22 protein-coding genes and 1 pseudogene are annotated in these 22,317 nt (G+C 65.9%); 12 read left to right on the forward strand and 11 right to left on the reverse strand.

Annotated elements, in window-relative coordinates:
• Positions 1–5: 5 nt before the first annotated feature.
• Positions 6–746, reverse strand: a complete 741-nt coding sequence (locus K226_RS0117340) for an HAD family phosphatase (RefSeq protein ID WP_024815990.1) — start codon at positions 744–746, stop codon at positions 6–8.
• Positions 747–917: 171 nt separating this feature from the next.
• The gene (gene hda / locus K226_RS0117345) at positions 918–1,616 is read right to left on the reverse strand and encodes a DnaA regulatory inactivator Hda (RefSeq protein ID WP_024815991.1); all 699 of its coding nucleotides are present in this window, start codon (positions 1,614–1,616) and stop codon (positions 918–920) included.
• A gap of 175 nt (positions 1,617–1,791) precedes the next feature.
• Between hda and purM the strand changes: the two genes are divergently transcribed.
• The 3 genes from purM (at position 1,792) to K226_RS0117360 (ending at position 5,792) form a co-directional block, all read left to right on the forward strand.
• Positions 1,792–2,844 (forward strand): phosphoribosylformylglycinamidine cyclo-ligase, encoded by a 1,053-nt coding sequence (gene purM, locus K226_RS0117350; protein ID WP_024815992.1) that lies wholly within the window; start codon positions 1,792–1,794, stop codon positions 2,842–2,844.
• A 34-nt stretch (positions 2,845–2,878) separates the two neighbouring features.
• Positions 2,879–3,985, forward strand: a complete 1,107-nt coding sequence (locus tag K226_RS0117355; protein WP_024815993.1) for an AI-2E family transporter — start codon at positions 2,879–2,881, stop codon at positions 3,983–3,985.
• Positions 3,986–4,196: 211 nt separating this feature from the next.
• The gene (locus tag K226_RS0117360) at positions 4,197–5,792 is read left to right on the forward strand and encodes a methyl-accepting chemotaxis protein (RefSeq protein WP_024815994.1); all 1,596 of its coding nucleotides are present in this window, start codon (positions 4,197–4,199) and stop codon (positions 5,790–5,792) included.
• 128 nt (positions 5,793–5,920) lie between these two features.
• Here K226_RS0117360 and K226_RS0117365 read toward each other — a convergent pair whose 3' ends face one another.
• A complete protein-coding gene (locus tag K226_RS0117365; RefSeq protein ID WP_024815995.1) occupies positions 5,921–7,006 on the reverse strand; it encodes a PHB depolymerase family esterase in 1,086 nt (361 codons plus the stop codon).
• Positions 7,007–7,105: 99 nt separating this feature from the next.
• Between K226_RS0117365 and K226_RS20355 the strand changes: the two are divergent.
• Positions 7,106–7,356, forward strand: a pseudogene (locus K226_RS20355) (helix-turn-helix domain-containing protein); the annotation flags it as partial.
• A gap of 24 nt (positions 7,357–7,380) precedes the next feature.
• Here the strand turns inward: K226_RS20355 and K226_RS0117370 are convergent.
• A complete protein-coding gene (locus K226_RS0117370) occupies positions 7,381–8,232 on the reverse strand; it encodes a SirB1 family protein (RefSeq protein WP_024815996.1) in 852 nt (283 codons plus the stop codon).
• A gap of 90 nt (positions 8,233–8,322) precedes the next feature.
• Entirely contained in the window at positions 8,323–9,888 is a 1,566-nt protein-coding gene (gene murJ / locus K226_RS0117375; RefSeq protein ID WP_024815997.1) for a murein biosynthesis integral membrane protein MurJ, read from the reverse strand.
• Between the two features lie 199 nt (positions 9,889–10,087).
• On the opposite strand from murJ, the gene rpsT reads away from it, so the two are divergent.
• Positions 10,088–10,390, forward strand: coding sequence for a 30S ribosomal protein S20 (gene rpsT, locus K226_RS0117385; RefSeq protein WP_024815998.1), 303 nt, complete (start codon positions 10,088–10,090; stop codon positions 10,388–10,390).
• Between the two features lie 264 nt (positions 10,391–10,654).
• Here rpsT and K226_RS0117390 read toward each other — a convergent pair whose 3' ends face one another.
• On the reverse strand, positions 10,655–10,984 hold the full coding sequence (locus K226_RS0117390) for a DUF3579 domain-containing protein (protein ID WP_024815999.1): 330 nt from the start codon (positions 10,982–10,984) through the stop codon (positions 10,655–10,657).
• Between the two features lie 230 nt (positions 10,985–11,214).
• On the opposite strand from K226_RS0117390, the gene K226_RS0117395 reads away from it, so the two are divergent.
• The 3 genes from K226_RS0117395 (at position 11,215) to K226_RS0117410 (ending at position 13,841) form a co-directional block, all read left to right on the forward strand.
• The gene (locus K226_RS0117395; protein WP_024816000.1) at positions 11,215–12,411 is read left to right on the forward strand and encodes an aspartate aminotransferase family protein; all 1,197 of its coding nucleotides are present in this window, start codon (positions 11,215–11,217) and stop codon (positions 12,409–12,411) included.
• 22 nt (positions 12,412–12,433) lie between these two features.
• Positions 12,434–13,354, forward strand: a complete 921-nt coding sequence (argF, locus tag K226_RS0117400) for an ornithine carbamoyltransferase (RefSeq protein ID WP_024816001.1) — start codon at positions 12,434–12,436, stop codon at positions 13,352–13,354.
• A 160-nt stretch (positions 13,355–13,514) separates the two neighbouring features.
• Positions 13,515–13,841 carry a YkgJ family cysteine cluster protein gene (locus tag K226_RS0117410; protein WP_024816002.1) on the forward strand — a complete coding sequence of 109 codons (327 nt, stop codon included), beginning with the start codon at positions 13,515–13,517 and terminating at the stop codon, positions 13,839–13,841.
• 34 nt (positions 13,842–13,875) lie between these two features.
• On the opposite strand, the gene K226_RS0117415 is transcribed toward K226_RS0117410, so the two are convergent.
• From K226_RS0117415 to K226_RS19950, 5 genes are all read right to left on the reverse strand, one after another.
• Positions 13,876–15,042: a sensor domain-containing diguanylate cyclase gene (locus K226_RS0117415; protein WP_024816003.1), complete on the reverse strand. Its 1,167-nt coding sequence runs from the start codon at positions 15,040–15,042 to the stop codon at positions 13,876–13,878.
• Positions 15,043–15,217: 175 nt separating this feature from the next.
• Positions 15,218–15,448: a hypothetical protein gene (locus tag K226_RS0117420; RefSeq protein ID WP_024816004.1), complete on the reverse strand. Its 231-nt coding sequence runs from the start codon at positions 15,446–15,448 to the stop codon at positions 15,218–15,220.
• A 2-nt stretch (positions 15,449–15,450) separates the two neighbouring features.
• Positions 15,451–17,322 (reverse strand): ferrous iron transport protein B, encoded by a 1,872-nt coding sequence (gene feoB, locus K226_RS0117425; RefSeq protein WP_024816005.1) that lies wholly within the window; start codon positions 17,320–17,322, stop codon positions 15,451–15,453.
• Positions 17,319–17,636, reverse strand: coding sequence for a FeoA family protein (locus K226_RS0117430; protein WP_035242161.1), 318 nt, complete (start codon positions 17,634–17,636; stop codon positions 17,319–17,321). Before K226_RS0117430 ends, feoB begins: the two co-directional genes overlap by 4 nt.
• 32 nt (positions 17,637–17,668) lie before the next feature.
• Positions 17,669–17,833: a hypothetical protein gene (locus tag K226_RS19950; RefSeq protein ID WP_155886580.1), complete on the reverse strand. Its 165-nt coding sequence runs from the start codon at positions 17,831–17,833 to the stop codon at positions 17,669–17,671.
• Between K226_RS19950 and kynB the strand changes: the two genes are divergently transcribed.
• The 4 genes from kynB to K226_RS0117450 all read left to right on the forward strand — a co-directional run bounded on the left by kynB (position 17,832) and on the right by K226_RS0117450 (position 22,263).
• On the forward strand, positions 17,832–18,458 hold the full coding sequence (kynB, locus tag K226_RS0117435) for an arylformamidase (RefSeq protein WP_035242163.1): 627 nt from the start codon (positions 17,832–17,834) through the stop codon (positions 18,456–18,458). The genes K226_RS19950 and kynB overlap by 2 nt on opposite strands.
• An 88-nt stretch (positions 18,459–18,546) precedes the next feature.
• Positions 18,547–19,902, forward strand: a complete 1,356-nt coding sequence (gene kynU, locus K226_RS0117440; RefSeq protein ID WP_024816008.1) for a kynureninase — start codon at positions 18,547–18,549, stop codon at positions 19,900–19,902.
• Between the two features lie 18 nt (positions 19,903–19,920).
• Entirely contained in the window at positions 19,921–20,808 is an 888-nt protein-coding gene (gene kynA / locus K226_RS0117445) for a tryptophan 2,3-dioxygenase (protein WP_024816009.1), read from the forward strand.
• A 243-nt stretch (positions 20,809–21,051) separates the two neighbouring features.
• Complete coding sequence (locus tag K226_RS0117450; protein ID WP_201740986.1) at positions 21,052–22,263, forward strand: MFS transporter; 1,212 nt, start codon at positions 21,052–21,054, stop codon at positions 22,261–22,263.
• The last annotated feature ends 54 nt before the right edge of the window (positions 22,264–22,317 follow it).

The following is a 22,317-nucleotide window of genomic DNA, read 5'->3' on the forward strand; positions in this document are numbered from 1 at the left end:
CAGTTTCAGGGTGCGGCATCCTGCGCGGTGGCGGGCTGTGCATTCTGGTTTGTGCCGTTCGAAAACAGGTCCAGTATGCGCCAGCCGCGCTCATGCGCCAGCGCTCTGAGCCGGGCGTCGGGGTTGGTGGCAACAGGGTGGTTGACTTTTTCCAGCAGCGGCACATCGTTCATGGAATCGCTGTAGAAGGTGCTCTCCACATCGCCCCACGAAAGCCGCCGCTCGGCCAGCCATTGTTCCATGCGCCGCACCTTGCCTTCGCGCATGGTGGGAATTCCGTCGATTTCGCCGGTGTACCAGCCCTGCGCATCGCGGGCCAGCTGCATGGCCAGCAACTGCTGCACCCCCAGCGCCTGGGCAATGGGCCGGGTCACGAATTCGTTGGTGGCGGTGATGATCAGCACCTCATCGCCGGCCGCCTGGTGCTGGCGCAGCAGATCGCACGCCTGCGGCTGTATGGCTGGCTCGATCACTTCGCGCATGAACTGGGCATGGGCGGCAGCGGCGGCCTCGGGCCCGCGCTGGCGCACGGCCTCGATGGCAAACCGCACATAGTCGTGCACATCGAGCGTTCCCGCCTGGTAGTGTGCATAGAACTCGTCGTTGCGGCGCGCAAACTCTACGGGGTCGTTCCAGCCAATGCGGATGGTGAACTCGCCCCACTCGTAGTCGGAGTCAATGGGCAAGAGCGTGTGGTCCAGGTCGAACAGCGTCAGCCGGGGGCGATTTGTCTGGGTATCAGTCATTGATTCTTTGGTATGCGATAGACCCTACCCGCAGCAGCAGCAACTGGCGCGGCCCGCGCCAGGGCTCCCGCGCAAGGGCCGCCCCGCCGCGCCGGGAGCGTCCCCCTTCCGAATCGCGCAGCGATTCAAGAGAGGGGGGCAGGCGCCGAAGGCGACACAGGGGGGTGTTCATCACTCCGACTCCAGCATGGCCTTGAGCAGCGGGATGGTGATGGCGCGCTGGGTGCGCAGTGCATAGGCATCGAGTTGATCGAGCAGTTGCATGAGGCTGCCCAGGTCACGCGAGAAGCGGTTGAGCATGAAGTCCATCACCTCATCGCCCAGAAAAACGCCCCGGGCATCGGCCTCCTGGCGCAGCACGGCGCGGCGGGCCGTTTCATCAAGCAGTTGCAGCTGGAACACATGGCCCCAGCCCAGGCGGCTGCGCAGGTCGTCGCGCAGCGGCAGGTCGGCCGGTGGCAGGTTGCCGGCCGCCAGCACCCAGCGCGGCGCACCATTGGCGGGGCTGATGGCATTCACAAACCAGTTGAAGGCCATGGCCTGCTGGGCCGTGCTGTAAAGGTGCACATCGTCCAGCACCACGGCAGCCCAGCGTTCGTCAAACTCGGCCGCGCTGGCCACCGAAGCATCGAGCCAGCCCACGCTGGCGCCCTGGTCGCTCAAGGCTTGGCGCACCGCCTTGAGGAGGTGGGTCTTGCCACTGCCCGCCTCGCCCCACAGGTAGGTGGGCACCGGTGAACGAGTGTCCGGCTGGCTGCCCTCCCCTGCCCACAGCCGCAGATGCTGCAGCGCGGCCTCGTTGGGGCCGGCGAAAAAACGCGCCAGAGTGGGCCCGGAGGCCAGGCCGATGTCCAGGGCCAGCTGTTTCATGGCTGCAGCCTGCTGACACAAGGGCAGGCGCAGGGATGGATCACAGGGGACAGCATGGGCGTGAAAGTCAAAACGAAGCAGGAAGTAAGGGTGAACGGACGGTGCGCGGTGCACAACCCGTAAAATCTGCGCAAATTTTAGTCTGCCGCGCACGCTGGTCCGTGCCATCCCTGCCATGAGCTCTTCCGCATCCACTCCTTCCCCCCTGTCTTACAAAGACGCTGGCGTTGACATCGACGCAGGCGACGCCCTGGTCGAGCGCATCAAACCGCTGGCCAAAAAGACCATGCGCGAGGGCGTTCTGGCCGGTATCGGCGGCTTCGGCGCGCTGTTCGAGGTGCCCAAGCGCTACAAGGAACCCGTGCTGGTCAGCGGCACCGACGGCGTGGGCACCAAGCTCAAGCTGGCTTTTGAATGGAACATGCACGACACCGTGGGCATCGACCTGGTGGCCATGAGCGTGAACGACGTGCTGGTGCAAGGTGCCGAGCCGCTGTTCTTTCTGGACTACTTCGCCTGCGGCAAGCTGGATGTGGATACGGCCGCTGCCGTGGTCGGCGGCATCGCCAGGGGCTGCGAGCTTTCGGGCTGCGCCCTGATTGGCGGCGAAACCGCAGAAATGCCCGGCATGTACCCTGCAGGCGAATACGACCTGGCAGGCTTTGCCGTGGGCGCGGTCGAAAAATCGAAAATCCTGACCGGCAAGGACGTGAAGCCCGGCGACGTGGTGCTGGGCCTGGCATCGAGCGGCGTGCACTCCAATGGCTTCTCGCTTGTGCGCAAGTGCATCGAGCGTGCCGAGGCAGCGGGCACCTTGCCCGCCACGCTAGACGGCAAACCCTTCAAGCAGGCCGTCATGGAGCCCACGCGCCTGTATGTGAAGAACGTGCTGACCGCGCTGGCGCAACATCCCATCAAGGCGCTGGCCCACATCACCGGCGGCGGCCTGCTGGAGAACATCCCGCGCGTGCTGCCCGAGGGCACCGCTGCCCACCTGCAAAAAGGCAGCTGGCCCCAGACCGAGCTGTTTGCCTGGCTGCAAAAGACCGCCGGCATTGACGACATCGAGATGAACCGCACCTTCAACAACGGCATTGGCATGGTGGTGGTGGTGGATGCGGCGAATGCCGAAGCCACGGCCGCCACGCTGCGGGCCACGGGCGAGCAGGTCTACACCATTGGCGCCATTGCGCCGCGCGGCGAAGGTGCCGCCGTAGTGGTGGCCTGATCGGCGCCGGGTTCGTTCCATCCCCTCGTCGCGCATGGCGCAACGCCCTTCCCCGGCCCCCAACGCCGCCACACAGCCTGAGCACGCCCCCGCCACGCCACCACCGCGCACACTGAGCCAGGGCATTGTGGTGGCCAGCTACCTGCTGATGGCGGCAGCGCTGCTGCTGGTGATGTGGCGCGGCCTGTTGCCCGGCCTGCTGTGCGTGTGCCTGGGCTTTCTGCTGACCCGCGCACTCACGGGCTGGTTTGCACAAGGGCTGAGGCGCCTGCAGCGCCACAACGCCCCAACAGCCCCCAGCCTGCGTGCGGCACAGATTGCCGCTGCGGCCCTGGTGATGCTGTTGCCGCTGGCACTGCTGGCGGCGGGCCTCACGCACTCGCGTGGCTACCTGGTCACTGCCCCGCAGCAATACCAGGAACTGCTGAACTACATGGCGCGCACCGTTCTGGAGCTGCGCCTGAAGCTGCCGGTGGATGTGGCCTCCCATCTCCCCGAGGGCGCTGCGGAAATCCAGCGCATCATCGCCAACTACCTGGGTGCCAAGGCGGGCTCGTTGGCCATGGCCGGTCGCGCCTGGCTGGCCGGGTTGTTGTTCGCCTATGTGGGCCTGCTGATCGGTGCGCTCGCCGCTGTGCGGCCACCGGTGCTGGCGCAGGCCCCGCTGGCCCAGCAGCTCAAAACGCGCATTACGCTGTTTGGCGAAGCGTTCCGGCAAATCGTGGCGGCGCAGTTCTGGATTGCCGCCTTCAACACCTTGCTCACGGCCCTGTTCCTGCTGTTCGTGCTGCCGCTGTGGGACCTGCGACTGCCCTACACGCCGATGCTGATCACGTTCACGTTTGTGGCCGGGCTGGTGCCCATTGTGGGCAACCTGGTGTGCAACGTGGTCATCACCATCGTGGGCTTGTCGGTGTCGCCACTGGCCGCCGCCGCCTGCCTGGGGTTCTTGATACTGATTCACAAGGCCGAATACGTCATCAACGCCAAGGTGGTGGGGCGCCGCACGCAGATGGGCGTGTGGGAACTGCTCTCGGTGATGTTTGTGGCCGAGGCCGTTTTCGGGCCTGCCGGGCTGGTGGCAGCGCCGCTGTTTTACGCCTATCTCAAAAAAGAACTGGTGGCGGCGAGGCTGGTGTAGCGGCTTTGGCTGCACGCAGGCGGCATTGGCGGCCTGGTTTCCTGCAGCCGCCGCGTTTGCGCAACACCGATGCGCAAACCCAGAACCCCCAGGCATGCCCGTTGAGTGTTTCAGGCATCAAAGAATAGAATCTGCATGTAACACGCGCCATCTCCCGCCTTGATCCACGGGTTTCTGGTCTTTCATCTCTCTTTTCCCTCTGAAACGCTCCATGACTATTGCAAGAAAACTGGCACTCCTGGTGCTGTGCGCCCTCCTGGGCATGGTGGTCATGACGGCCTGGTTCCTGGTGTCCGAACGCAAGCTGATCCTCGAAGAGCGTCAGACCGGCGTGCGCCAGGTGGTGGAGGTCGCCCACGGCATTGCGGTGCATTTTCAGGCGCTCAGCAGCAAGGGCACGATGCCCGACGAAGAGGCAAGGCAACGCGCAGCGGCGGCCATTCAGGCCCTGCGCTACAGCGGCAATGAATACATCTGGATCAACGACATGCATCCCCGCATGGTGATGCACCCCATCCGGCCCGAGCTGAACGGGCAAGACCTCAGCGGCAACAAGGACCCCAACGGTCTGGCACTGTTTGTGGAGTTTGTGCGCACCGTCAAGGCCCAGGGCGCTGGTTTTGTGCCCTACATGTGGCCCAAGGCTGGCAGCGACACCCCGGTGGAGAAAACTTCTTACGTCAAGGGCTTTGAGCCCTGGGGCTGGGTGATTGGCTCGGGCGTGTACATCGACACCGTCAACGCCGCCATCTGGCAGCGTGCCCTGGGCTTTGGCGTGGTGGCGCTGGTGCTGGGCGCAGCACTGCTGGTGCTGGGCACCCTGGTTTCGCGCAACCTGCTGCGGCAGCTGGGCGGTGAGCCCGACTATGCGCGCAGCATTGCGCGCAGCATCGCCCAAGGTGACCTGGCGGTGGCGGTGACCACCCGGCCCGGCGACCAATCGAGCCTGATGCTGGACATCCAGGCCATGCAGGGCAACCTGCACCGCATCGTGCAGCGGGTGCGCAGCGGCACCGAGCACATTGCCAGCGCGTCGCAACAGATCGCGGCCGGCAACCACGACCTGTCCAGCCGCACCGAATCGCAGGCCAGCGCCCTGGAGCAAACCGCCGCCTCGATGGAAGAAATGACCTCCAACGTCAAGCAGAACGCCGACAACGCGCACCAGGCTAGCGTGCTGGCGCAGTCGGCCTCCGACGTGGCACGCAAGGGTGGCGCGGTGGTCGAAAAAGTGGTGCAGACCATGGGCTCCATTGAGGCCTCATCGCGCAAGGTGGCCGACATCACGGGGGTGATCGAGGGCATTGCCTTTCAGACCAACATCCTGGCGCTCAATGCCGCCGTGGAAGCCGCCCGCGCGGGCGAGCAGGGCCGCGGCTTTGCCGTGGTGGCCACCGAGGTGCGCAGCCTTGCGCAGCGCTCTTCCGAGGCTGCCAAGGAAATCAAGGCCCTCATCGGCAATTCCGCCGAACAGGTCAAGGCCGGAACGCACCTGGCCCATGAGGCCGGCACCACCATGCAGGCGGTGGTGGACAGCGTGCTGCGGGTGTCGACCATGATCGAAGAAATCAGCCAGGCCAGCCGCGAGCAGACCGACGGCATCGAGCAAATCAACCAGGCGGTATCGCAGATGGACCAGGGCACACAGCAAAATGCCGCGCTTGTGGAGCAGGCCGCCGCAGCCGCTGCATCGCTGCAACAGCAGGCACAAGAGCTGACGCAGGTGGTGGCCACCTTCCAACTGGGCTCCTCACAGGGGGCGCACGCCGCACTTTCGGCGGGCACCGCCCCCCTGCGGCTGTCCTGAGCCATTGCACACCCCTCGCCCGCCCTGGCGGGGGAACGGCAATGCGCCAGATCACTGACAGGTTGCAAATGGCGTAGTGGCCATCAAAAATAATAGCGCTTAGCGCTTATCCAATAAGGCCTAGCGGCCTATTTTGTTAAACTTTTCTTGAACTGGCGCGCAACAAACGCCCACACCAGTGCCGAGGCGTCTGGCCCCGCCGGATCGCTGTAATTCAGGCCGGGCGCGCCGCCGCTCCAGGCGTGTCCCAGGCCCACAATTTCTCGCAGCGTGACCTGCGCTCGGCCGCGCGCCTTGTACTCGGTCACCCGCACCGCATGGCGCCGGCCGCGCTGCATGGTGCGCACCGGGCCTGCGCGCGCGCCCAAAGACTCGGCCCACAGCACGGCTGTGGCGGCTGCGTTGCGCACCGAGACCACGTTGTCCGCATCACCATGCAGAATCAGCAACGGCGGCAGCGGCGCCATGGCTGCCCCTACGGCAGCCAGCGCCTGTGGCGGGTCAGGCAGGTGCGCTTCCCGGCGCCCATGCATGGCCGCCATGGCGGTGGCGGCAGAGTCGGCCGTGCCGGGGGCCACCCCCGAATGCATGGCCACGGCGCAAAACCGGTCGGGGTAACGCGCCGCCAGCAGGGCAGCCATGCTGGCACCGGCCGACAGGCCCGCCACGGCCACGCGGGCCATGTCCACCGGGTGGCGCCGGGCCACCAGCTCGATGGCAGCCAGCAGCGTGGCCGCCTCGGCATCGGCCTTGCCGCTGCGGCGGTCAAACCAGTTCCAGCAACCATGGGCATTGGCCAGGCGCTCCTGCTCGGGGTAGAGCACCAGAAAGCGATGGCGCACCGCCAGGCGGTTCATGCGCGAACTGGCCGCCAGCTCGCGTCCGGTCTGGCCACAGCCGTGCAGCATCACCAAAAGTGGCAGTTTTTCGCCCGCACGCAAGGCAAGCCCCGGCGGCACATACAGGTGAAAGCGCCGCGCGCCTGCAGGGCCAGGGGCAATGCCGGCAAGCCACTCGCCGCTGGCGGGCAGCGGCTTGCGCGGCGTGCGGGCAACGGGCGCCGCCTTGGGCCGCGCACGCGACACGGCTACCGCCTTGGCACGCACGGGCTTTGCGGCACGCACCGGCTTGGTGACGCGCGCAAAGGCCTTGAGGTTGCGCTGATAGGCGCGCGTCAGAGCGGACAGGGAGAACAGGGGCGAGCGACGGGACATGGGTGCGGGGGGCCATTCATCAGGGAAAACCCTGTCCACAATAGCAGCTTACGGGCCAGCGCGTTTTTTGCCCTGGATCACGTAGCGGCCTGCGCGCTGGCCATGGCACAGGTGGCGCGCACCTCGCCCCGCCACCTTACCCGGCTGTTGCTGGAAACTGCGGGAATCGCGCCCCTGCAATACCTGCGCCGCATCCGCCTGCCGGCTGCCGGAGCAGCGCTGCGGACCGGGCGCCACGCCACCCGGACGCCAGCGCTGGCGGGTTCAGCTCAGATGCGCGGTTGCGCCGGGCATGGCACCAGTTCGGGCAGCCGGGAACGCGTTCTCAGGGTGGCGAGCATGATCGCTGAATGCGAGCATCGGCCCAAAAAAGGTCAGCCCCCCAGGCGACGCAACTCCACCAGCCGGTCGGCGATCGCAGCCACGTCAAGTCCGTCTTCCACATGCGCCAGGTAGGTCTGCAGATCGGACACCGCCTGCGCCACATTGCCGCGCTCGGCATGCGCCAGCCCGCGGTCGCGCCACTCGCCCCAGGCCTGGGGCAGCAGCACGATCAGGCGGTCCTGCACGGAGATCAGGCGCTGCCAGTCTTCTTGCGTGCGGTGCACCTCCTTGAGATTGCGCAGCATGCGGGCAATGATGTCGCGCGGCATGGCCGCCTGCAGGTAAAGGCCCAGCGGCACGTCGTAGTCGTCCACCAGGCCGCTCTGGCGCTTGAAAGGCTCCAGCCGCTCGGAAAGCTCTTCCCGGCTGAGCGACTGGCCAGACACGGGGTCCATCACCACCTGCCCCTTGGGCAGCATCACCTTGACCATGAAGTGCCCGGGAAACGCAATGCCGCGGGCCCGCAACCCCAGGCCCTGGGCCAGCTCCATCCACAGCACGGCGAGCGATATCGGAATGCCGCGGCGCGTGCGAAGCACGGCATTCAGATAGCTGTTTTCGGGGTCGTAGTAGTTGTTGATGTTGCCGGCAAAGCCAAGATCGGTAAAAAAGAACTGGTTGAGCATGCGCAGGCGCTGCAACGCGGGCGCATCGGCGGGCAAGCGGCGCTGCAGCCGGGCCAACAGCTGGTCCACATCACCCAGGAGCTGCTGCACATCCAGGTCGATGTATTCGTCTTGCGCCAGGCTGGCGGCGGCTTCGAGCAGGGGAAAGTGCTCGTCGCTTTGCACCAGCGCGGCAAAATATTCCAGTGCGGTCGGAACGGAATAGCTCAGAGACATGGCAGGGTTGTACGGTGGGCGCCGGGGCACGTCAAGCCACACCCAGCGCGGGTTTGAGGGTCATTGCTGTGCGCACGCGGCGCGGCGGCGTCAGCGCCGAAGCATCTGGCGCAGCTTCAATCCGGCGGCCCACAACGCCCCGAAATACAGCACCACCGAGGCGCACAGCACCAGGGCCAGCAGACCCGCACGCTGGCCACTTCGCGATCGCATCTCCAGCCACGGGAAATACTGCGCCGCCCACAGCAACAAAACCGCCAACAGGGTACTGGCGGCCACCACCTGCAAGGCAAAACGTGCCCAGCCGGGCTGGGGCCGGTAACTGCCGCGGCGCAGCAGCCCCACCAGCAACCACAGTGCATTGACCAGCGCACCGAGGCCAATCGACAGCGCCAGCCCCGCGTGGGCCATGAACGGCACCAGAGCCACATTGAGCAACTGCGTGATGACCAACACCACCATGGCAATTTTTACGGGCGTGCGGATGTCCTGGCTGGCGTAATAACCGGGCGCCAGCACCTTGATGGCCACCAGCCCCAGCAAACCGGCCCCATACCCAACCAGGGCGATGGCGATCTTGCTTACGTCGCTGTCGAGCAAGGCGCCGTGGTGGAACAGCGTGGCCACCAGGGGCGTGGCAAAGGTGAGCAGTGCCACCGCGCTGGGCACGGCCAGCAGCACCACGATGCGCAGACCCCAGTCGAGCATGGCCGAATAACGCTGCGAGTCACCCGCGGCCTTGGCGGCGGCAAGGTGGGGCGTCAGCACCACGCCCAGCGCTACGCCCAGCAACGCGGTGGGAAACTCCATCAGCCGGTCGGCATAAAACAGCCAGGTGACGCTGCCCGGCGTCAGGTACGAAGCGATCTGGGTATTGATCATGAGCGAAATCTGCGCCACACCCACGCCCAACAGTGCCGGAGCCATCAGCGTGAGAATGCGGCGCACGCCGGGCTCGGCCCAGGCGGCGCGCACGGCGCGCCAGCTCACGCCGATGCGCGGCAGCAGGCCCAGCCGGTACAGCACAGGCAACTGCACCGCCAGCTGCAGCACGCCACCCAGCATGACCCCCCCGGCCATCGCGTAAATGGGTTCGATGCCACGGGCGGCCAGTTGCGGGGCACCCAGCCAGGCCGCAGCGATCATGCACAGATTCAGCAGCACCGGCGTGGCGGCGGGCACGGCAAAACGCTTCCAGGTGTTGAGCACGCCCGCCGACAGCGCCACCATCGACATGAAACCGATGTAGGGGAACATCCAGCGCGTCATCAGCACGGCGGCATCAAAGCTGTCCGGGCTCTGGCGCAAGCCGCTGGCCAGCAGCCACACCAAAAGCGGCGCACCCACCACCCCCAGCACGCAAGTGAGCAGCAGCACCCACGCCAGCGCTGTGGCCACTGCGGCAATCAGCACGCGCGTGGCGGCATCACCATGCTGGGCCTTGGAAGCGGCCAGCACCGGCACGAACGCCTGGCTGAAAGCGCCCTCGGCAAACAGGCGCCGGAACAGGTTGGGAATGCGAAAGGCCACATTGAAGGCATCGGTCAGCGCGTTGGCACCAAACATCGAGGCCATCAGGAGGTCGCGCACCAGGCCCGTCACGCGGGAGGCCAGGGTCAGGAGGGAGACGGTGGAGGCGGCTTTGAACAGGGACACCGCGGGAAGTGTAGCCCCCCTGAGGCACTGCGCGCCTTCGCCCAAAGGGGGACACACCAGCCGTGGCCAGCTCAAGCCAGTTCCATAGCGGCGCTGGCGAACGCACGACTCCGGTTCAGCGCCGCAGCCACCGTGAGCCTGATTGGGCTATAATCGTCGGCTTTGCTGGCATCATCCTCAGACACAAGGAAACACATCAATGGCATCCGCTAAACCAAAAAAGAAGAACCCGCGCCTGGCGTCGGGCCGCAAGCGCGTCCGTCAGGACGTCAAGATCAACGCCGCAAACACCTCGCTGCGTTCCAAATACCGTACCGCTGTCAAGAACGTCGAAAAGGCTATTCTGGCTGGCGACAAGACCAAGGCGAGCGAACTGTTCGCCAAGATGCAAGCCGTGGTGGACACCGTGGCCGACAAGGGCATCTTCCACAAGAACAAGGCAGCTCGTGACAAGAGCCGCCTGTCTGCCAAGGTGAAAGCCCTGGCACTCGCAGCCGCTTAATTCACCGCCTGCCCCGGCAGGCAAACAGCCCGGACGGGTCACACCGTTCGCCGTTTGTAACGGGTGCGCTGCCAGCAAAGCAAAAAACCGCCTTCGGGCGGTTTTTTGTTGGGCAAAGCCCAAGCGCGCAAAGCGCGCCTTTGCTGGCACCCTGCTGAGTCGGGGACAGACCGGGATCGGCTCCAGCCGAGACCGCTCTGTCCTCGACACTTCAAAGGTTTGTGGGCGCAGCCCAAGCGCCCTGCCTGCAGCAGCGGACTGGAGTCAGCGTTGCAGAGGCTCCGCGGGCGGGTCGGGCAGCAGGCAGGCTTCTGCCACCTGCAGGTTGTTGTCGCGTGCGAAATTGATGACGAAATCCCAGGCCATGGGCTCGTGGTCGCGCAGGTCGCTGTTGACCACCACGCATTTCACGCCATTGAGCGTGGTGGGAATGCACCAGGGGGAATAGCTCAGATGGCTGCCAGGCTTGGCGCCGCCGGGCCGAAAGCTGCTCATCACCCCGGCCAGCCGCTCGGCCCAGTCGCTGGGTCGAAAGGTTTTCCCTTCGTGGGTGATGCCCTGAATAAAGACTTCTTTGGAGGAGGGAGAAACCATCGGGGGTCTGATTGGTAGAGGACGGATACCGCAGGATCGCTGCTTGCCACGCCACGTCTTGCATTCTAACTCTTATATAAGAGCTGACCCACCTCCTCCCCATCAGCGCATTGCAGTGATGCGCAATCGTCATCGTCTGGCACCTGCGCTCGCCCTAGAATCGTGCATCGCCTTTTCGGGTGGCGGCCAGCACGGGCCGGCCCTTTACCGCAACGTCTGGAGAACACTGCATGACCGCTTTCATTGAGGCCGCCTCGCCCCACGTGATGAACACCTATGGCCGCGTGCCGATTGCGCTGTCGCACGGGCAAGGCTGCCGCGTGTGGGACGTGAACGGCAAGCAGTACCTCGATGCGCTGGGCGGCATTGCCGTCAATACGCTGGGGCACAACCACGCCAAGCTGGTGCCCGCACTGCAGGACCAGATCGGCAAGATCATGCATTCGTCCAACTACTACCACGTGCCGGGACAAGAGCAGCTGGCCGCCAGGCTGGTAGAGCGCTCGGGCATGACCAACGTGTTCTTCTGCAACTCGGGGCTGGAAGCCAACGAGGCCGCCATCAAGATCGCGCGCAAGTACGGCGTGGACAAGGGCATCGCCAAGCCCGAGATCGTGGTGTATGAAAAGGCCTTTCATGGCCGCTCGATTGCCACCATGTCGGCCACGGGCAACCCCAAGATCTACAGTGGCTTCGGACCGCTGGTCGAGGGTTTTGTGCGCGTGCCGGTGAACGACATCGACGCCATCAAAAAAGCCACCGAGGGCAACCCCAACGTGGTGGCGGTGTTCTTCGAGACCATCCAGGGCGAAGGCGGCATCAACCCCATGCGCGTTGAATACCTGCAGCAGCTGCGCAAGCTGTGCGACGAGCGCGACTGGCTGATGATGATCGACGAAGTGCAGTGCGGCATGGGCCGCACCGGCAAATGGTTTGCCCACCAGTGGGCCGGCATCGTGCCGGATGTGATGCCCCTGGCCAAGGGCCTGGGCTCGGGCGTGCCGATTGGCGCCGTGGTAGCTGGCCCCAAGGCGGCCAACGTGCTGCAACCGGGCAACCACGGCACCACCTTTGGCGGCAACCCGCTGGCCATGCGTGCCGGCAATGAAACCATCCGCATCATGGAAGAAGACGGCCTGCTGCACAACGCCGCCGCCGTCGGCCTGCACCTCAAGACCGCACTGCAACATGCACTGGGCGGTCTGCCCGGTGTGAAAGAAGTGCGCGGCCAGGGCCTGATGCTGGGCGTGGAGCTGACCAAGCCCTGCGGCGTGCTGGTGGGCCGCGCGGCCGAAGCCGGCTTGCTGATCAGCGTGACGGCCGACAGCGTGATCCGCCTGGTGCCACCGCTCATTCTCACCATTGCCGAGGCCGACGAAATCGTCGCCACACTCACCCCTCTGGTCAAAGCCCTGCTGGCGGAATAAGCCAGCCCGCAACGAGAGCGCCATGAAACATTACCTGCAGTTCAACGACCTCACCGCCGACGAATACGCCTACTTGTTCGAGCGCGCCGCGCTCATCAAGAAAAAGTTCAAGGCCTACGAAAAGCACCACCCGCTGGTGGACCGCACGCTGGCCATGATTTTCGAGAAAGCCAGCACACGCACGCGCGTGAGCTTTGAGGCGGGCATGTACCAGCTGGGCGGCAGCGTGGTACACCTGACCACGGGCGACAGCCAGCTCGGTCGCGCCGAGCCGATTGATGACAGCGCCAAGGTCATCAGCCGCATGGTGGACCTGGTGATGATCCGCACCTACGAGCAGACCAAGATCGAGCGCTTCGCCGCGCACTCGCGCGTGCCGGTCATCAACGGCCTGACCAACGAATTCCACCCCTGCCAGATCCTGGCCGACATCTTCACCTTCATCGAGCACCGTGGCTCCATCCAGGGCAAGACCGTGGCCTGGGTGGGCGACGGCAACAACATGGCCAACACCTGGCTGCAGGCGGCTGCGCTGCTGGGCTTCAAGGTGCATGTGAGCACACCCCGCGGCTACGAAATTGATGAGAAATTGGCCGTTGGTGCAGGCGGGACAAGCGCTAGCAGCTATCAATTTTTTAGCAATCCGCTCGAAGCCTGCCAAGGTGCGGACCTGGTCACTACCGATGTGTGGACCAGCATGGGCTACGAGGCCGAGAACGAAGAACGCAAAAAGGCCTTCGCCGACTGGTGTGTAGACCAAGAGATGATGGCCGCCGCCAGGCCCGACGCCCTGTTCATGCACTGCCTGCCCGCCCACCGTGGCGAAGAAGTCGAGGCCGATGTGATCGACGGCCCGCAGTCAGTGGTGTGGGACGAAGCAGAAAACAGGATGCACGTGCAAAAGGCGCTCATGGAGTACCTTTTGCTCGGCCGCGTTGCATGACATGCGACACGGTGGCGCGCCAGCGCCAGCAGCCTGTTTCGGCGCAGGCTCATGTCCGCAACGCGGACGTGAAGCAGCCGCAGGCTGCGGGCCGACGCCAAAACCACATGCACGTGCAAAAGGCGCTCATGGCGACCCTTTTGCTCGGCCGCCAAGGCGCATGACCCACCCCTGCCTCACCTGCGGCGCCTGCTGCGCGAGTTTTCGCGTGGACTTCTCGGTGCACGAAACGCAGGAGATGGGCGGCGACGTGCCCGATGGTCTGGTGGTGGAGGTGACGGGCGCCACCAGCCGCATGCGCGGCACCGACCACAGCCCGCCGCGCTGCGCGGCACTCACGGGCAAGGTGGGCACACAGGCGGCCTGCGGCATCTACGAATGGCGCCCCTCGCCCTGTCGCGAGTTTGCGGCGGGCAGCCAGGCCTGCGACCGGGCGCGCATGCGCCAAGGGCTGTCGCCCTTCCCCGCCCAAGCGCATTGGGCCTGACGGCGCGGCAAGGCCCGCGCGTTAGGACTGTGCGTTACTGCACCGGAAGCGGCGGCATTGCCATGCCATCGGCCTGTGGCGCCTGTGTCGGTGCATCCCCCGCCACGCACACCCGGTTGCGCCCCTCGGCCTTGGCCTGGTAGAGCGCCCGGTCCGCCAGGTCGATCAGCGCGGCCGGTGCCACCCGGGCGTTGTGTGCACAAGCCACCCCCACCGACAGCGTGACGCCAATCGGTTGACCATCGGCCAGCCAGCGCCGCTCGGCCACCTGCTGGCGCAGGGCTTGCGCACGCTCCACGGCGGTTTGCAGCCCCATGCCAGGCAAAACCAGCAAAAACTCTTCCCCACCATAGCGGCAACAGATGTCGCTCGGTCGCATGGACTGCAGCAGCAGGGCCGAGATCTGGCACAGGACATCGTCCCCGGCCGCGTGACCATGGCGGTCGTTGATCTGTTTGAAAAGATCGAGATCGATCAGCAGCAGGGCCAGCGTGGCGCCCTCGCGAGCGCAAGCGTCGATTTCGCGTTGCAGCGCCGTGGTGAGGTAGCGGCGGTTGTAGAGGCCGGTCAACGGGTCGCGATTGGCCTGCTCGGTCAACTGGTCCTGCAAGGACTGAATGGCCTGCAGCTGGCTTTGCAGCGCCGCTTCGCTCTGGCGCAGCCGGGCCCGCGTGGCGCTGAGCGCGACGGTGCGGGTGTGGGCGTCGCGGGCAAACAAGACCAGGTATGCCGACAGGCACAGCATGCTCATGAGGCTGACGCGCAGCGAGGTCTCGGGGGTAAAACGCCACCCGTCCAGCGCCACCATCAACGTCGCCCCGGCGGCTGCGGCCGCCAATGCCTGCAGCACCCCCTTGAGCGCCCGGAACGCAGTCATGTTGATGCAGCCGCAAATGACCAGGGTGAAAACAATCCACAGCGGAAAACCGAGCGCTGCGGCCCACAGACCGAAACAGAAGTTGTCCAGCAGCAGATTGTGGATTTCCGCCGTCAGCGAATCCCTGGCACGGCGGGCCCGCAAATAAACCACATGCGGATAAACCAGAAACTGCAGCACCATGAGCCACCATGCCCAGGGGCCATGACCGTGCTCCAGAAAGTGAACCGAAAGAACCGCAACGAAGATCAGCCAGGACACGCTGCGATTGCGGTAGTTCATGCGAACGACCCAGTGGGCTGGCGCAGCAGGTTCGGCGGTCATGGAGCAGGTGCGGCGGTGGCGAAAAATGGTCGCCCACAAACGGGCGCAAAAAAACCGCCCCCTCCGCAAACGCATCACGCACAGGAGCAGCCGTTGTCCTGCAAATGTAACAACAATTTTTGGGGAAGATCCAGCGCTTTGGACCTGATAGGACGCGCTGCGCCCGTTCCACCCATCAGCGCTTCGGGGCTATCCACACCGCCTTGCGCTGCGGCGACTGCGCATCGGGTGCGTGCAAGGGCGTGGCGCAGCCCCCGCAATCGCTGCAAGCCCCGCAAGACGGTGCCTTGCCCAGCCCTGGCCGCAAAGCGCCCAGACGCCTGCGCAGGGCAGCGGGCAACCAGTACCACGCAGCATAGCCCGCTGCCAGGGCCACGATGGCTCCCACCGCAATGTCTTGCCACATGGTCAGGCGCCTCCCCACGCCAGCGCCAACCGGTAGGTCAGCCAGCTGGCGCCATACGCCAGCGCAAAAAGATACGCGGCCATCAGCAAGGCCAAGCGCCACGAGTTGGTCTCGCGCCGCACCGTGGCCAGCGTTGACAGGCACTGGGGAGCAAACACAAACCACACCAGCAGGGACAACGCCGTGGCCAGCGACCACTGCTGGGCGATCAGCGGCCCCAGCTGGGCCGCCACATCGTCACCCGAGGCCGACAGGGCATACACCGTGCCCAGCGCACTCACCACCACCTCGCGCGCCGCCATGCCGGGCACCAGCGCCACGGCAATCTGCCAGGTGAAACCCAGGGGCGCAAAGATGACCTCCAGCGCGCGGCCCAGTTGCCCGGCAAAGCTGTACTGGATGGCCGGGCCCACGGCCCCCTCGGGTGCGGCCGGATACGACGACAGAAACCACAGCAGCACCGTGAGCGCCAGGATGATGCCGCCCACGCGCTTCAAAAAAATCGTGGCCCGCTCGTACAGGCCCCGCGCCAGGCTGCGCAGGTTGGGCAACCGGTACGGCGGCAGCTCCATCAGCAGGGGCGTGGCCCGCATGGGGCCGCGCCAGATCTTCAGCACCGCCGCCACGGCCATGGCGCTCAGGATGCCGCCCATGTACAGCGCGAACATCACCAGGCCCTGCAGGCTGAAAACGCCCCACACGGTGCGCGCAGGAATGAAGGCGGCGATCAGCAGCGCATACACCGGCAGGCGCGCCGAGCAGGTCATGAGCGGCGCGATCATGATGGTGACCAGCCGCTCGCGCCAGTGGGTGATGGTGCGCGTGGCCATGATGCCCGGTATGGCGCAGGCAAAGCTGGACAGCAGCGGGATGAACGAGCGGCCCGACAGCCCCACCGTGCCCATGAGGCGGTCCAGCAGAAAGGCCGCCCGTGGCAGATAGCCCGAGTCTTCGAGCGCCAGGATAAACAGAAACAAGATCAGGATCTGCGGCAAAAACACCAGCACCCCGCCCACGCCGGCCAGGATGCCATCAACCAGCAGGCTGCGCAGCGCGCCATCGGGCAGCCTGGCATGCACCCACTGGCCCAGCGCCTCGGCGCCGTCCTTGATGGCCTCCATGGGCGGCGCGGCCCAGCTGAACACCGCCTGGAACATCAGGAACATGGTGGCCGCCAGCAGCAGCATGCCCCACAGCGGGTGCAGCACCACGCGATCAATGGCGTCGTCCAGGCGCATCGGTTCGGCTGGCTCGTGCACCGCAAGGCGCAGGATGCGGCGTGCCTCCTGCTGGGTTTTCAGCACCTGCTCCATGCCCTGGGGCTGCCAGGGCCGGGCCTGCACCGCGCCCTGGGCACGCCAGCCATCAAGAAACTGCAGCAGCTCATGCGCCCCGCCCTTGCGGATGCCCACGGTTTCCACCACGGGCATGCCCAGCTCGCGCTCGAGCACGGCGCGGTCGATGGTGATGCCCGCGCGGCGCGCGGCATCGCTCATGTTGAGCGCCAGCACCATGGCGATGCCCATGGCCTGCGTCTCCAGCACCATGCGCAGACCAAGCTGCAGGTTGGTCGCATCGACCACGCACACCAGCAGGTCGGGCGCCGCCTCGCCAGCACGCTGGCCGGTGATCACGTCCCGCGTGACGGCCTCGTCGGCGCTCAGGGCGTTGAGGCTGTAAGCGCCCGGCAGATCGAGCACGCGCACACGCTGGCCCGAGGGCGTGGTGAGCAGGCCCTCCTTGCGCTCCACGGTCACGCCGGCATAGTTGGCCACCTTCTGGCGGCTTCCGGTGAGCAGGTTGAACAGGGCGGTCTTGCCGCTGTTGGGGTGGCCCAACAGCGCCAGGCTCAGGGGGGCGGCCGGCACGTTCATGCCTGCACCTCACCCACCGGTGCCGTGGTGCTGACACCCACCAGCGCCGCCTCGCGCCGGCGCAGGGCAAAGGTGGTGCGCCCCACGCGCACGGCCAGCGGGTCGCCTGCCGGAAACGCCCGCGCCACCACACGCACGCGCTCACCCGGCAGAAAACCGATTTCCAGCAGCCGCAGCAGCACATCGCCATCCTGGGGCGCGGCATCCATGCGCAACGCGCTCACCCAGGCATCCACGCGCAGCGGCAGATCGGCCAGGCCAAGGGGCTGTTCACGGGCGGGGGCGGCGGCAGCGCTGCGGGGCAGATCGGTCAAGGGCTTCACCAGCTTCTAAATGAAAATAGTTCTCATTTTATAATCTCAACCAGATGAACGGAGGCGGCTTCGATGGCAGAAAAGCGCTTTCTTGATGCTGCGCAAATCCATTCACCGGCTTCACGGTGATCGGATTTCTGCCCGCGTTGCCATAAAGCGACACCACGAACGGGCCAGCGCGCTACCTTGTGGTCCATGCAAAAGCTCTGGGACATTTCCCCCACTGTCCACGCCGGCACACCGGTGTTTCCCGGCGACACGCCTTACCAGCAGCATTGGTGCGCCACCATGGCGCCAGATTGCCCCGTCAACGTCAGCGCCATCACGATGTCGCCCCATGTGGGCGCCCACGCCGATGCGCCGCTGCACTACGACGAGCGCGGCGCCGCCATTGGGGATGTGTCACTCGACGCGTTTCTGGGCCCCTGCCGCGTGGTGCACGCCATCGGCTGCGGCCCGCTGATTGAGTGGCGGCACATCGCCCACGCGGTGGACGCCACCTTGCCGCAGCGGGTGTTGGTGCGCACTTACGCCAAGGCCCCCGTGCATTGGGACGGCCAACTCACCGCCTATGCCCCCGACACCATTGAGCGCCTGGCCGACCGGGGCGTGCTGCTGGTGGGCATTGACACCGCCAGCATCGACCCGGCCGACAGCAAGCAGCTTCCCAGCCACCAGGTCATCCGCCGCCGCAACCTGCGCGTGCTGGAAAACCTGGTGCTCGACGCAGTGCCCGAGGGCGATTACGAACTGATTGCCTTGCCGCTCAAGCTGACCACCGCCGATGCCTCGCCGGTGCGCGCCGTGCTGCGCGCGCTGTGATGCACTGATTTCAAGACTTTTTGGCCTCTAGCGCTTATGCGATAAGCGCCAACAGCTATCACAATAGTAGCAACTAACCTTGGCTGCCATGACCACCACCCACCAAGACTGCCGCACCCTGGATGCACAAGACCCGCTGGCGCCGTTGCGCGATCACTTCAGCCTGCCCGCAGGCGTGATCTACCTCGATGGAAATTCGCTGGGCGTGCTTCCCAAGGCCACCGCCGCCCGCGTGGCCGACGTGGTCACGCGCGAATGGGGGGCCGACCTCATACAGTCCTGGAACACCGCCAGCTGGTTTGACCTGCCCCAACGCCTGGGCAACCAGTTGGCCCCTTTGATCGGCGCGGGCCCGAATGAGGTGGTGTGCACCGACAGCACCTCCATCAACCTCTACAAAGTGCTGAGCGCGGCGCTGAACATCGCCCGCGAGGACAGCCCTGGGCGCCGCCGCATCGTGAGCGAGCGCAGCAACTTTCCCACCGACCTCTACATTGCCGAAGGCCTGTGCAAGGAGCGCGGGCTGGAGCTGGTGCTGGTGGAGCCCCAGGACATTGCCACCGCCCTCACCAGCGATGTGGCCGTGCTCATGCTCACCCATGTGAACTACCGCACCGGCGCCATGCACGACATGGCCGCCACCACCGCCGCCGCCCATGCAGCCGGCATCCTGTGCGTGTGGGACCTGGCGCACAGCGCGGGTGCAGTGCCCGTCGATCTGCATGCTGCAGGAGCCGATTTCGAGGAATGGAGAGCGTCGAAATCTGCCGATTTCGCGGTGGGCTGCGGCTACAAGTATTTGAACGGCGGCCCTGGCGCCCCCGCCTTTGTGTGGGTGCACCCGCGCCACGCCAGTCGGCCGGATTTGAATTTCATGCAGCCACTGTCGGGCTGGTGGGGCCACGCCACGCCATTTGCATTCACACCCGACTACCAGCCCGCACCGGGCATCACGCGCTATCTGTGCGGCACGCAGCCCATCATCAGCCTGTCGGCCCTGCAATGCGGGCTGGATGTGTTCACTGCCGCCGAAGCCCTGGGCGGCATGGCGGCGCTGCGCACCAAGTCGCTGGCGCTGACCGACCTGTTCATCCAGCTGGTGGAAGAACGCTGCGCAGGCCACGGCCTGGGCCTGGCCACCCCGCGCGAGCATGCCCGGCGCGGCTCGCAGGTGTGCTGGACCCGTGACGAAGGCGCAGGCGTCCATGGCCAGGGCAGCGGCGCCTACGCCATCGTGCAGGCGCTGATCGCACGCGGTGTGATTGGCGACTTCCGTCGAGACGACGGCGGCAATGGCCCGCACAAGGACATCCTGCGCTTTGGCTTCACGCCGCTGTACATCGGCTTTGAAGACGTGTGGAATGCCGTGGAGCATCTGCGCCAGGTGCTGGACACCGCCGAATGGCAGCGCCCCGAATTCAACCAGCGCCACGCCGTGACCTGACCGAGAAGGAACCCCGCCATGTGCCCCTTTTCCCAAAACCCTGCCAGCGCAACGCCCGCGCCCGCATCCGCAACGCCCGAAGCCATCGTGCATGCCGAGCGCGCCCAGCTCGACTTCAGCCAGAGCATGAGCTACGGCGACTACCTGCAGCTGGACGCCATCCTCAGCGCGCAAAAGCCGCTGTCGCCCGCGCACGACGAGATGCTGTTCATCGTGCAGCACCAGACCAGCGAGCTGTGGATGAAGCTCATGCTGCACGAGCTGCGCGCCGCCATCGGCCACATCGCAGGCGATGCGTTGCAGCCCGCGTTCAAGATGCTGGCGCGCGTGTCAAAGATCATGGAGCAGCTGGTGCACGCCTGGGACGTGCTGGCCACCATGACGCCGCCCGAATACAGCGCCATGCGGCCCTATCTGGGCAGCTCCAGCGGGTTTCAGAGCTACCAGTACCGCAGCATCGAATTCGCCCTGGGCAACAAGAACCGCGCCATGCTGCAGCCCCACGCCCACCGGCCCGACCTGCTGGCCCAGGTGCAGGCCGCCTTCGAGGCCCCATCGTTGTACGACGAAGCCCTGCGCCTGCTGGCCCGGCGCGGCCTTCCCGTGCCCGCCAGCCACACCGACCGCGACTGGACGCTGCCCTACGCCGAAAGCGATGCGGTGGAGCGCGCCTGGCTCACCGTGTACCGCGACCCCGCGCAGCACTGGGACCTGTACCAGCTGGGCGAGGAGCTCACCGACCTCGAAGACGCCTTTCGCCTCTGGCGCTTTCGCCATGTGACCACGGTGGAACGCATCATCGGCTTCAAGCGCGGCACGGGCGGCACCGGCGGCGTGAGCTACCTGCGCAAGATGCTGGATGTGGTGCTGTTTCCCGAAATCTGGAAACTGCGCACCGATCTGTAAAATTTGAGCCAAATCGGCCTCTAGCGCTTGTGTATAAAGCGCGAGCAGCTATTAAAAGCAGAGTGCCACCACCGCGACAGCGCCTGCACGCGGCGGCTGGTAGTCTGCTTCCTGCGCACGACGCCCCGCCCCGCAACCATTTCCGCTTCACCGCCTGTGCCCCATCCCGACACCGCCCCCACACACCCGCCGCCTGCCACGCCAGTGGCACCCCTGCCACCATCGCAGGCCACGCTGTGGTTCATGCTGCTGGCGCTGCTCTCGGCCTTTGCGCTGAGCCAGGCCTACCGCACCGTCACCGCCATCATGGCTCCGGGCCTGCAGGGCGACTTTGGCCTTTCGCCGGCGTCGCTGGGGGCGTTTGCCGGGCTGTTTGGCCTGTCGTTTGGCGTGACGCAATTTTTCATGGGCATCGGCATGGACCTGTATGGCCTGCGCCGCACACTGCTCAGCGCCTTTCCGCTGGCCATTGCCGGCGCGGCCGTGTCGGCCTGGGCACCCAACTACGGCTGGCTGATGTTCGGCCAGCTGCTCATTGGCGTGGGCTGCGCGCCCGCCTTTCTGGCCTGCACGGTGTTCATTGCGCGGCATTTTCCGGCTTCGCGCTTTGCATTTCTGTCGGGCGTGGGCATGGGCGTGGGCGGGCTGGGCCTGCTGCTCACCGGCACGCCGCTGGCCTGGCTGGTGCAGCAGTGCGGTTGGCGCAGCGGTTTTGTGCTGCTGGCCGTGCTGTCGGCGCTGGCGTGGCTCTTGATCTGGCGCCGCGTGCACGAGCCCGCCCTGGCCGGCCCGGCACCCGCACGCGAGCGCTGGGGCACCGCCGTGCGCCGCTACGGCGCGCTGTTCATGCTGCCGCACACGCTGGGCATCTTGCTGCTGGGCATGGTGGGCTACGCCTCGTTTCTGGCGCTGCGCGGGCTGTGGATTGGCCCGATGCTGATCGACCGCTATGCGTTCACGCTGGTCGAGAGCGGCAACATGGCCCTGGGCATGTCGCTGATTTCACTGTTCAGCCCGGCCTTTTTTGGCCGCATCGACCCCGGCCCGGCACGCCGGCGCGCCTGGATGGCCAACTTTTCGCTGCTGGTGGCGGCCCTGTACCTGTGCGTGGGGCTGGTGCACCACGCCACGCTGAACCTGGCCCTGGTGGTGTGCATTGCGGTGCTGTCGGGCTATTCGGTGCTGCAGTATTCGGACGTGCGCTCGTCGTACCCGCCCGACCTGACCGGGCGCGCGCTGTCGGTGTTCACCATGGCCATGTTTCTGGGCGTGGGCCTGGTGCAGTCGCTCACCGGCTGGGTCGCCGACTGGGCGCAGGGCCTGGGGCTGGAGCCCTACCGCGCGGTGATGGCCACCATTGCCGCGCTGTTGGCACTCGGCTCCATCGCGTTCCGCTGGCTGCCGGCATCGCCGCTGCTGCAACACCCCGGCGTGCAGGGCAAAGATTTGGCATAAAACGCACGTCAGCGCTTATTAATAAAGCGTCAACAGCTATATTATTAATAGCAA

It is taken from the genome of Acidovorax sp. JHL-3 (assembly GCF_000526295.1).
GTDB classification, from domain to species: Bacteria; Pseudomonadota; Gammaproteobacteria; order Burkholderiales; family Burkholderiaceae_C; genus Acidovorax; species Acidovorax defluvii.